The following is a 10,989-nucleotide window of genomic DNA, read 5'->3' as shown; positions in this document are numbered from 1 at the left end:
TCTAGGAAAGATTTTTAGCGCCTGCTGGTCCAATATTGCCAAACATTTTAACTACTAAAGTGTAAGGATAACGAATGTTTAACCGGATTTTTTGTCATCGGTAATCGGTAATAGGTAATCGTTAACGACCAATTAGCAATTACCCATTACCAATCACCCAATCAGAGATTGACTCGCGACTTACGGAACAATTATACCTGATACCAATTACCCTTCCGATTAAATACACCAACTACTGTCCAAACCTACCTTCGATTTGCTCTTCAAAAGACTGTCTAGGTTTAGAGTCAACTCGCAACGAGTTTCCATTGTCTGATAGCTCATAAGTTAGCGGCTTGCTCCCAACTAGCTGGATACGACCTCGCCGTGCTAACTCCTTTGGAGGTTTTTCCACCATCAGCGCTTCGATCGCCTCAATACGCTCAGAAATAGTTGGGTGCGTCTTGCTCTTAAGGCCGCCTCCGGGCAGTTCTGCTAAAGTATCAAGCCCTCGCACAGACCCTTCCGGATCAAACCCAGCACGAGCCAAATACTGATAAGCTATGCGATCAGCTTCGAATTCTAGATTGTGACTTAACTTTTGTATTCGCTCCTGCCACTCCCTCAGCCGTTTTTGAGCTTCTTGTTGATTGTCCGCAGAGGAAACATCAATAGACGCTTCATGGGCACTTTCAATTAGCTCAGAGATATGACCATGACTATGGTGTGCCATTTCATGGGCAATCACAAAAGCCAAAGCAGAAACATCCCCTGCCATCAGATCCAACAAACTTTTATCAAGGGTAATCACATAAGCTGAATGGGCGTAGGCTTTTGTAGAATACTCAGGGACAATCCTCACTCGCCAGAAACGAGTATCTATGTCGTTGGTGCGAACGATGCGGTCTACGATCCTGTAAATTACGTACAAGTCTTGTGGGAGTTCGGCTTTAGCCTTGTCATAGGCAGTGGGAAGTTGATATCCCAAGGGTTGTTTTAGGGAAATGTCGGGCGCGGTCTGATCGGTTTGTGCAGTAGCAGCCGTTTGCATTGATAAAGAAAGAGGAAGCATTAGTGCCAGCACATAAGTGACAATCCTTGCCTGTGTTTTTAAGCTTGTCAACATAATTTCTCCTTGCCCCTAGCTAAGGGCGTAAACTAATCAGAGGATAGATTTCTCTCTTCATTTACTTTCTATCAAAGTATAATTTTGCTTGGATTTCCTAGTGTGCTACTCAATAATGTGTCCTAATCAAGTGATAATAACTAATTTAAACTAAACTTTTAGTTTTGAACTCCAAGCCTTGTCAAAAGTAATGTCATGTCATCCAATCCTATATCAATCAAGGCTGATTGTATTCTAATCTCCTTGGTTAAACCTATCCCTATTTGACTGAATAATTTGGATTTATTTAGCTTATTTTTTAAAATTAAACAGTACCCATAAGGGTACTATTTTACCGGTAGCATAAAAAAAATAGCTGATAGTTGAATCCTGAGGTTTTATTATTAAAAATTTGGGGATTTGACCATACCCATAAGGGTACTCTTTCCTCGGCGGTTTCTAGCCTAATCAGGTACAAAGTATTTTTTCCCTCTTCCGACTTCCGACTTATCTGTTCCCTGTTCCCTGTTCCCTGTTCCCTAAAAATCTCACCAAATTGAAAACCGCTATAGCGTTTCTCATAGCTATGAAGTACACATTATTTTTTCTTTCTTCCCTCTTCCCTCTTCCCTCTTCCCTGCTCCCTGCTCCCTGCTCCCTGCTCCCTAAAACCCAGAGATTTGTACCTCATGGGTATAAGACTTGCTATATATATTCCAATGAGCTATCAGACCAATTAAAGTAGGGTGGGCAAAGTAATATAATCTAGAATACTCACGCACAAGCAAACTGTGTCTTGATGCAGTCGCTCATGAGGGAAACCCCCAAGACCGCGCTGCATCGCTTTTTGCCCACCCTACAAGCTGCTATCAGCTACCACTGCTACAATTAAACAGCGGGTGTTTTTTACAATGGACTGCATTCAGAAGGCTTTTACTTATATACTTTTTTAAGTATTTTTTTAAATTTATCCCTATCAAAAAGCATAATGTCAGTCTTAGCTGCCAGATTTTTGGCAGGTTCTGTAAACTTACTATTAGTGATAACTAGTCCCAGGTTCGCCTGATAATAGCCAATTGCCCCTGTTACTTCCTGAACGGCCTTAATTCCTACGGTACTTTGTTGTATCTTGGCTTGAACAACAGCCTTTATATCCCCTTTTTTAATTACCAGATCGGCTCCATAATCCGCAGTTGCTGGAGTGCGCTTCACTTGGTAGCCCAGTTGCTTAAATAATTTAGCCAGAAATTTTTTAAACTCCCTCCCCTTCATGTTATCAATTGCATCTAACTGTTCATCAATATCCTGTTTCGATGCACGCCTATCCTCAACCGAAGATTTACCATTCTTAACTTCTGCTTTAAGTTTACGTTTCAAATCACGAGAAACCATTAAGCCTTTAATCTCTTTACACAAAGATGCTTTAGATTCTCCTTCTTGTTGGCGCTCTTTATATATTCCAACCAGTAACGCTTCAAGTCCGAATTTCGATAAGCCATCAGCAGCTATTCCCACCACCCCAAGAAAACCAATGCCTCCGATCATTCCAAATGGACCTAACGTTGCCAAAGCCGCTGTGATTGCCGCTGCTCCAGTTAACCCCGTTGTTGCCATAGTAATCAGAAGTATCACACCAGGTAAGCCTAGTGCAGCCACCTTTCTAACCACTTCATCCATATCATTATTCCTCAATATGTTTAGTTTAGAGAATTGCTCTAATTTTCATCAGTATTCCCTCCAAACTGAGTAACGAAATCAGTGGAAATAACAGTGGAAACCCATCTTATTTTGAAATACCTAAAAGACTGTTTGTTAAACTTTGCTTAAATCAGGCACCTAGGGTGGGTTAGGTGACAAGTACTTTAAAACCTCACCTGTTAACAGAGCTGTCCCCCTTAACCCACCAATATTCAGCGAGTAATCGCTGTCTTAATATTTACTTTAGAAACAGTCTATAATTCGTAAGCATTCAGCATTCAGCATTCAGCATTCAGACCAATTAAAGTAGGGTGGGCAAAGTAATATAATCATTAATACTCACGCACAAGCAAACTGTGTCTTGATGCAGTCGCTCATGGGGGAAACCCCCAAGACCGTAATGGTGCGCTTTCCGTAGGCGAATTAAATTCGCCACGGGTCGCACCTCTGCATCGCTTTTTGCCCACCCTACAAGCTGCTATCAGCTTAAGCTGCTACAATTAAACAGCAGGTGTTTTTTACAATGAAATATCTTCAGAAGGCTTTTGCTTATATACTTTTTTAATTAAGTTTTTCAAATCATCCCTATCAAAAAGCTCAATTTCAGTCTTAGCTGCCAGATTTTTGGCAGGTTCTGTAAACTTACTATTAGTGATAACTAGTCCCAGGTTCGCCTGATAATAGCCAATTGCCCCCGTTACTTCCTGAACGGCCTTAATCCCTACGGTACTTTGTTGTCTCTTGGCTTGAACAACAGTCTTTATCTCCCCTTTTTCAATGACCAGATCCGCTCCATAATCCCCACTTGTTGGAGTGAGCCTCACTTGGTAGCCCAGTTCCTTAAATAATTTAGCCAGAAATTTTTCAAACTCTTTCCCCTTCATTTTATCAATTATATCTAACTTTTCATCAATATCATCTATAGATTCAATATCTAACTGTTCATCAATATAATGTTTCGATTCACGCCTATCCTTAATCGAATATTTACCATTATTAACTTCTGCTTTAAGTTTGCGTTTTAAATCACCTTTAGATTTATTTTTACCTATCTTATCAAAAGATGATGACTTCGATGTTCGCCTATCCTCAACCGAATATTTACCATTATTCACTTCTTCTTTGAGTTTGCGTTTCAAATCACCTTTAGATTTATTTTTACCTATATTATCAAAAGATGATGACTTCGATGCCCGCCTATCTTCAACGGAAGATTTACCATTATTCACTTCTTCTTTGAGTTTGCGTTTCAAATCACGAGAAACCATTAACCGTTCAATCTCTTTACAGAGAGATCCTTTAGATTCTCCTTTTTGTTGGCGCTCTTTATATATTCCAAGCAGTAATGCTTCAAGTCCGAATTTCGATAAGCCATCAGCAGCTATTCCCACAACCCCAAGAAAAGCAATGCCTCCGATCATTCCAAATGGACCTAACATTGCCAAAGCCGCTGTGATTGCCGCTGCTCCAGTGAATCCCGTTGTTGCCATAGCAATCAGAAGTATCACACCAGGTAAGCCTAGTGCAGCCACCTTTCTAACCACTTCATCCATATCACTATTCCTCAATATGTTTAGTTTAGAGAATTGCTATTATTTTCACTAGTATTCCCTCTAAACTGAGTAACGAAATCAGTGGAAATAACAGTGGAAACCCATCTTATTTTGAAATACCTAAGAGACTGTTTGTTAAACTTTGCTTAAATCAGGCACCTAGGGTGGGTTAGGTGACAAGTACTTTAAAACCTCACCTGTTAACAGAGCTGTCCCCCGTAACCCACCAATATTCAGCGAGTAATCGCTGTCTTAATATTTACTTTAAAAACAGTCTATAATTCGTAAGCATTCAGCATTCAGCATTCAGCATTCAGACCAATTAAAGTAGGGTGCGCAAAGTAATATAATCTAGAAAAATCACGCACAAGCAAACTGTTTTTGCTCACCCTACAAGCTGCTATCAGCTTAAGCTGCTACAATTAAACAGCGGGTGTTTTTTACAATGGACTGCATTCAGAATACTTTTGGTTATTTACTGTTTTAAATACTTTTTTAAAATTATCCCTATCAACAAGCCCAATTTTATTACTAGCTGCCATATTTTTTGCAGGTTCTGTAAACTTACTATTAGTGATAATTATTCCTAGGTGCGCCTGATAATGAGGAATTGCCGCCGCTACTTGCTGAACGGCATCAATCCCTACGCTACTTTGTTGTCTCTTTGCTTGAACAACAGCCTTTATCTCCCCTTTTTTAATTACCATATCGGCTCCATAATCCCCACTTGCCTTAGTGCTACTCACTTGGTAGCCCAGTTGCTTAAATAATTTAGCCAGATATTCTTCAAACTCCCTCCCCTTCATGTTATCAATTGCATCTAACTGTTCATCAATATCCTGTTTCGATGCACGGCTATCCTCAACCGAAGATTTACCATTATTAACTTCTGCTTTAACTTTGCGTTTAAAATCACCTTTATAGTTTTTTTTACGTATCTTATAAAAAGATGATGACTTCGATGCCCGCCTATCCTTAATCGAAGATTTACCATTCTTAACTTCTGCTTTAAGTTTGCGTTTAAAATCACGAGAAACCATTAACCCTTCAATCTCTTTACAGAGGGATTTTTTAGATTCTCCTTCTTGTTGGCGCTGTTTATATATTCCAAGCAGTAACGCTTCAAGTCCGAATTTCGATAACCCATCAGCAGCTATTCCCACCACCCCAAGAAAAGCAATGCCTCCGATCATTCCAAATGGACCTAACATTGCCAAAGCCGCTGTGATTGCCGCTGCTCCAGTGTATCCCGTTGTTGCCATAGCAATCAGAAGTATCACACCAGGAAAGCCTAGTGCAGCAATCTTTCTAACCACTTCATCCATATCACTATTTCTCAATATCACTTTCCTCAATATGTTTAGTTTAGAGGATTGCTATTATTTTCACTAGTATTCCCTCCAAACTGAATAACGAAATCAGTGGAAATAGGGTATTATTGAATCAACGACGAAGCAAGTTAATAGTAGGTTTACATCAACCACTTTAGGTTGTCTACTTATGGTTAGCGTGAATAAAGTCAAAGCTTTCTGCTGACAGCCTATGGGAATCCTGCTTGATGAGTGCGCCCTACGACCAAGTTAAAATAGAGGCGTAAAGCTCAAACAAGATCATTCCAATGACAGTCCAACAAGCCCGATACAGCAAAGAAGAATTTGCTCGACGTGGTGATGAAATCTACGAAACTCAGGTGCGTCCAAAGGTCGAAGCAGGGAATGACGGCAAGATTGTCGCCATTGATATTGAAACAGGCGATTTTGAGATTGACGCAAGGGAAATAGCCGCTTGCGATCGCCTCGAAGCCCGTCACCCAGATGCTCAAATCTGGATAGTCCGGATTGGTTCGCGCTATGTTCGTCGGTTCGGTGGACGTGGAAAAAGAACGGGATGATTAGAGGAAATGTTAATGCAGACTTTGAACCTAATTACTCATAACTAGCAACATCAAGTATTCTATTAAGAGCAACGCTCTCATCTGAAATGTATTCCTGAGAAAAATGGTAATAACTGTTAGGCTCATTATCAGGAATCACGCCATTAACGACCAAGCCCAGGACAGTCTGACCAGACTGCTCCAAAAGCCCCTTGGCGAAAGCAGCACTACCGGAATCGACCACTCCAGGTCGGGAAACTAACAGCACACCATCGGTCATTTTTCCTAGGATAGGAGCATCAGCAGCAACGTTTAAAGAAGGGGTATCAATAATCACAAAGTCGTAACGACTAGCAACATGGTTAATTAATGAAGCCATGCGCTCGGAATCCAGAAGCACTGCTGGATTAGGAGGTACTACTCCAGAGGTCAGGACATCGAGAGTCTCGCTCACTGGTTTAATGGCATCCCCTAATTTAACTTGATTAACAAGCATATTGCTCAAGCCCACTTCATTGGACAAATCCCAGATTCGATGTTGTACAGGCTTATGGAGATCAGCATCGATTAGCAATACTTTACTTCCTCGCTGAGCAATCACTGCTGCTAAATTAGCAGACACCGTTGACTTACCTTCTTGAGGTAAGGAACTAGTAACAGTCACCGCCTTGAGGGCTTTATCTGAACTCAAAAACTTGAGATTTGCTTGCAGCATCCGATAGGATTCACTGATGGGAGAGCGAGGCGTATTCCGAACAATAACTTGGGGCGTAAATGGATCTAAAACTTCCTGGGATGGATTTAATAATTGAGATTTACTAAAGTGGGGAATCACACCCAGTAAGGTAAATTTAAATAATTGCCTAACGTCTTTAATGGTTTTCAGAGATTTATCTCTGGTTTCTAAAATATAAATAATTGCTGCGGTGGCCAACAGTCCCTGAAAGCAAGCAGCAATATAGGCTATCTTAGCAGAAGATATCGGAATCATCGGCACCTGAGCCCCCGCAATAATGCGGGCATTACCCATATTTTGATTTTCCGCTACCTGAATTTCTCCAAGCTTATTTAGCAACAGAGAATAGGTTGATTGGGAAACATTAAGTTGCCGTTCTAACTCCCGCTGCTTTTGTTCTAATCTAGGTAGATCTTTCAGTCTTTTTCGGTAAGCGGTTTGGGCATTGACTAAGGCTTTTGTCTGATTAGCCAAACCTAAGCGAGCTGCTTCTAATTCTACTAGCTCTTTAGTCAGGTTTTGTTGTAAATCGCCCAGTTGAAAAAGCTGGCTAGCAGGTTTCGCCTGAGCATTAGAAACTTGTTTGACTCGCTGGTTTAGGATACCTTTTAGGCTGGCTACCTTACTTTCTAAGTTAGCAATTGTGGGATGGGTGGGTTGGAAACGGTTACGCTCTAGGGCCAGTTCGACTTCCACTTGGCGCAATTCTTGGAGTGCCTCCTGCACCTCAGCAGACTGCTTGAGAGCCGTTAGAGCGATCGCTTGTTTGGAGTTCATGCCCAATCGTGTTTGGAGCGATTCGTACTGGGCATTGACATCAGCCATTTTAGACTGATTTTGAGCAATTTCCTTTTGCAAATCTGTCAGGACTTCGATAGCTGAGCGAGCTTCTGCGTCTAAAGATATCACTTCATTCTCTTGTTTGAACTGACGCAAAGCTGCTTCTGTTTTACTAACAGTAGCTTCTGCTTGAGGTAACTGTTTCTCAATAAACTTCCGAGCAGCTACAGCTTCAGCCCGTTGAAAATCTAAGTGATTCTCTAAATAAATACTCATTAGTTGATTAACAACTGCTGCTGCTTCTTGAGGGTCTTGAGATTGGTAAGACACTTCCAGAAGATCAGTTTTCCGGATATTGGTAACACTGACATTGTGTAAAAAGTCTTTAATTGCTAAAGGTTTCCCCTGATTATCTTTAAGATTTAGTGCGGTGATAGTCTTTTGAGCCAGAGGCTCAGACATCATGATGTTGGCTTCTGTATCTAGAGGATTACTTTGATCTACCAGAGGTTGTAAAATGCCGATTTCTTTACCTACCTCGGTGACTGAAGACGTGGTATTAAGCCGCTTAAATAACAGCAATCCTTGGGCTACATATACCGGTTTTTGGAATGATGCCACCAGAGACATAATCACAGAAACTGTTACAAAAATACCGGAAGCTGGTAGCCAACGTCGCTTCAGGATCCACCAATATTGTTCAAACCTTGAGGATTCAGGAGATTCCATAAATAGCTCAAGAAAAAATTTAAGTACCTGATGCTTATTTAGGGATATCCTAGCCCAGTCAATAGTCTCAATTGTGCCAATACGCCAATAGCTGAATTTGATTACTGTTTGTTGTGGAAGGTAGGGAACAGGGAACAGGGAACAGGGAACAGGGAATATGGCATCAAAAATTATCACAATTCCTACACGGATTGCTAAAGTTTAAAATTTACCTGTAAAGGTAGGAAACAGGGAACGACAAACGCGTAACAGTGATAAGATTTGACTCTGTCTTGATGCAGTCGCTCATGGTCAAGGTTGGTGTGTGAGTCACCTGCGTGGACTTTGTAAACCCCGTGGAAACCCCCTGTTCCCTGTTCCCTCTTCCCTATTCCCTAAAACCCAGAACGAAAGTACCTCTACCAAGTGAAAAACGCTGTAATATTTCCAATAGGCTGAAAAATTGCCGGATTTGACGAGATTATCACCAGAGCACCTGTTTGTATGTCCCAGCATTATTACATTTCTCCCCGGTTTATCGATAAACTGGCAGTTCACATCACTAAAAACTTCCTTGAGATACCTCATGTCCGTGTGCCTCTAATTCTGGGAATTCATGGACGGAAGGGGGAGGGTAAGTCCTTTCAGTGTGAGCTAGTGTTCGAGCGCATGGGCATTGAAGCGGTTCATATGTCTTCTGGTGAGCTAGAAAGCCCAGATGCTGGGGATCCAGCCCGTCTGATCCGCTTGCGCTACCGAGAAACGGCTGAAATGATCCGAGTCAAGGGTAAGATGTGTGTGCTGATGATCAATGACTTGGATGCTGGGGCGGGACGGTTCGATGAACGCACCCAATATACGGTAAATACCCAGCTGGTGCATGGGACCTTGATGAACATTGCTGATAATCCCACCAATGTCCAACTTCCAGGGAGTTATGACTCACAACCGATCCACCGAGTACCGATAATTGTCACTGGTAATGATTTTTCTACTCTCTATGCGCCCTTGACTCGGGATGGTCGGATGAGCAAATTCTACTGGCAGCCCAACCGAGAAGACCGGATTGGTATTGTTAGTGGTATCTTTCACGGAGATGGACTCTCTAGCGGGGAGATTGAACAACTGATTGATACCTTCGACAATCAAGCGGTTGATTTCTTCAGTGCTTTGCGATCGCGTATTTACGATGAACAAATCCGTAAGTTTATTTACGATATTGGTATAGACCGAGTTTCTTCTCGTGTAGTCAACAGTAAGCAAGGACCGCCCAAATTTGAAACACCAAACTTTAGCCTCTCCCGCTTAATTGAGTTTGGAGAACTGATTAAAGCTGAGCAGCAACGGTTGGAACTCAGCGGACTAGCTAGGGAGTACAATCAAGTCCCCTCCCTGACGAGCCAACCAACTAATAACAATACTAAAAATACTAACTATAATCTTCCAACCCCTGACCAAGCTCAAGGAAACCACAAGGCACCTGTATCCAATCCAGTCATCAGTGAGTCAACTAGCCCTAAAGTCACGAACGGGTTAAATCAATGTCAGATAGGACAGCACAACGGTAGCAAAAAGCCCTTAGATCTAGGATTAGATCTAGAAACCCAAGACCAGATTGGAGAGCTTTTGGCTCAAGGTTACCGCCTGACCCTAGAATACGGTAATGAGCGTCGCGTTAAGAATAATGCTTGGAAAAGTGGGAATCCGTTACCAGAAAACAATGTGTCGGAAGCGATCGCTGTTTTAACAGAACGCTTAGGGGAGCATAAGGGTGAGTATGTGCGCCTAATTGGTATCGACACCAAAGCCAAGCGGCGGGTTATCGAAAAGATTATTCAACGCCCTTGACATCTTTACGTAAGCTATCAGCTATCAGCTATCAGCTATCAGCTATCAGCTATCAGCTGATGGGTAAATCCCTAGACTTTCAATTCTCATTAATCTTGAACTATTAAATTCTCCCTTTTGAGGTTTATTTTCAGCTGACGGCTGACAGCTGACGGCTGACAGCTGACGGCTGACAGCTGACATCTTTACAATTAACCAATCCACAATTTTCCCATGACTAATTACAATAACTTGATTTACTCCTACCCACCCCTAAAAGCTGGAACTTTACTAAAACGCTACAAACGCTTTCTTGCGGATATTGAACTGCCATCAGGGGAAATTATTACTGCTCACTGCGCCAACACTGGCCCAATGATCGGAGTATCAACCATTGGCTCTGCTGTACAAGTCTCCCAGAGTGATAACCCGAAGCGGAAGTTACCATACACGTGGGAAATGATTCAGGTCAAGGACAATGAACCGACTTGGGTAGGGGTTAATACGGCTTTACCTAATCGAGTGATTAAGTTAGCGTTGGAACAAAAACTGATTCCCGAATTAGCCGAAAGCTACAGCGAAATCCGCCCTGAGGTGCGTTACGGAAAAGAACGGAAAAGCCGGGTTGATTTTTTACTGACTGGCTCAGATCGCCCGATTTATTTAGAAGTGAAAAGTGCTACCTTAGCTGAAGGGAATCGTGCTTTATTTCCTGATACAGTTACTACTA

10 protein-coding genes are annotated in these 10,989 nt (G+C 41.9%); 4 read left to right on the top strand and 6 right to left on the bottom strand.

All coding sequences use genetic code 11. From position 1 onward, the window contains the following. Positions 1–232 precede the first annotated feature (232 nt). Positions 233–1,105, bottom strand: coding sequence for a M48 family metallopeptidase (locus tag F6K52_RS24295; protein WP_293083980.1), 873 nt, complete (start codon positions 1,103–1,105; stop codon positions 233–235). Between the two features lie 565 nt (positions 1,106–1,670). Here F6K52_RS24295 and F6K52_RS24290 point away from each other — a divergent pair. Further along, a complete protein-coding gene (locus tag F6K52_RS24290; RefSeq protein WP_293083977.1) occupies positions 1,671–1,829 on the top strand; it encodes a hypothetical protein in 159 nt (52 codons plus the stop codon). A 188-nt stretch (positions 1,830–2,017) separates the two neighbouring features. Here the strand turns inward: F6K52_RS24290 and F6K52_RS24285 are convergent, their stop codons facing one another. The 4 genes from F6K52_RS24285 to F6K52_RS24270 form a co-directional block, all read right to left on the bottom strand. Then, the gene (locus F6K52_RS24285) at positions 2,018–2,761 is read right to left on the bottom strand and encodes a restriction endonuclease (RefSeq protein WP_293083974.1); all 744 of its coding nucleotides are present in this window, start codon (positions 2,759–2,761) and stop codon (positions 2,018–2,020) included. 322 nt (positions 2,762–3,083) lie between these two features. Continuing rightward, positions 3,084–3,218 carry a hypothetical protein gene (locus F6K52_RS24280; protein ID WP_293083971.1) on the bottom strand — a complete coding sequence of 45 codons (135 nt, stop codon included), beginning with the start codon at positions 3,216–3,218 and terminating at the stop codon, positions 3,084–3,086. A gap of 82 nt (positions 3,219–3,300) precedes the next feature. Continuing rightward, positions 3,301–4,335, bottom strand: coding sequence for a restriction endonuclease (locus F6K52_RS24275; protein ID WP_293083968.1), 1,035 nt, complete (start codon positions 4,333–4,335; stop codon positions 3,301–3,303). 440 nt (positions 4,336–4,775) lie between these two features. Next, positions 4,776–5,660 carry a restriction endonuclease gene (locus F6K52_RS24270; protein ID WP_293083965.1) on the bottom strand — a complete coding sequence of 295 codons (885 nt, stop codon included), beginning with the start codon at positions 5,658–5,660 and terminating at the stop codon, positions 4,776–4,778. 293 nt (positions 5,661–5,953) lie between these two features. Here F6K52_RS24270 and F6K52_RS24265 point away from each other — a divergent pair, with 293 nt between their 5' ends. After that, complete coding sequence (locus F6K52_RS24265; protein WP_293083961.1) at positions 5,954–6,226, top strand: hypothetical protein; 273 nt, start codon at positions 5,954–5,956, stop codon at positions 6,224–6,226. 34 nt (positions 6,227–6,260) lie between these two features. On the opposite strand, the gene F6K52_RS24260 is transcribed toward F6K52_RS24265, so the two are convergent. Further along, on the bottom strand, positions 6,261–8,630 hold the full coding sequence (locus tag F6K52_RS24260) for a polysaccharide biosynthesis tyrosine autokinase (RefSeq protein ID WP_293083957.1): 2,370 nt from the start codon (positions 8,628–8,630) through the stop codon (positions 6,261–6,263). 306 nt (positions 8,631–8,936) lie between these two features. Between F6K52_RS24260 and F6K52_RS24255 the strand changes: the two genes are divergently transcribed. Further along, positions 8,937–10,280, top strand: coding sequence for a ribulose bisphosphate carboxylase small subunit (locus F6K52_RS24255; protein WP_293083954.1), 1,344 nt, complete (start codon positions 8,937–8,939; stop codon positions 10,278–10,280). A 213-nt stretch (positions 10,281–10,493) separates the two neighbouring features. Next, a partial coding sequence (gene sfsA, locus F6K52_RS24250; RefSeq protein ID WP_293083951.1) for a DNA/RNA nuclease SfsA occupies positions 10,494–10,989 on the top strand: 496 nt, incomplete at its 3' end.

The sequence above is a fragment of the Moorena sp. SIO3H5 genome, assembly GCF_010692395.1.
GTDB lineage: Bacteria > Cyanobacteriota > Cyanobacteriia > Cyanobacteriales > Coleofasciculaceae > Moorena.
The sequence above is the reverse complement of the archived record's forward strand: the minus strand, read 5'-3'. Positions and strand labels throughout refer to the sequence as shown.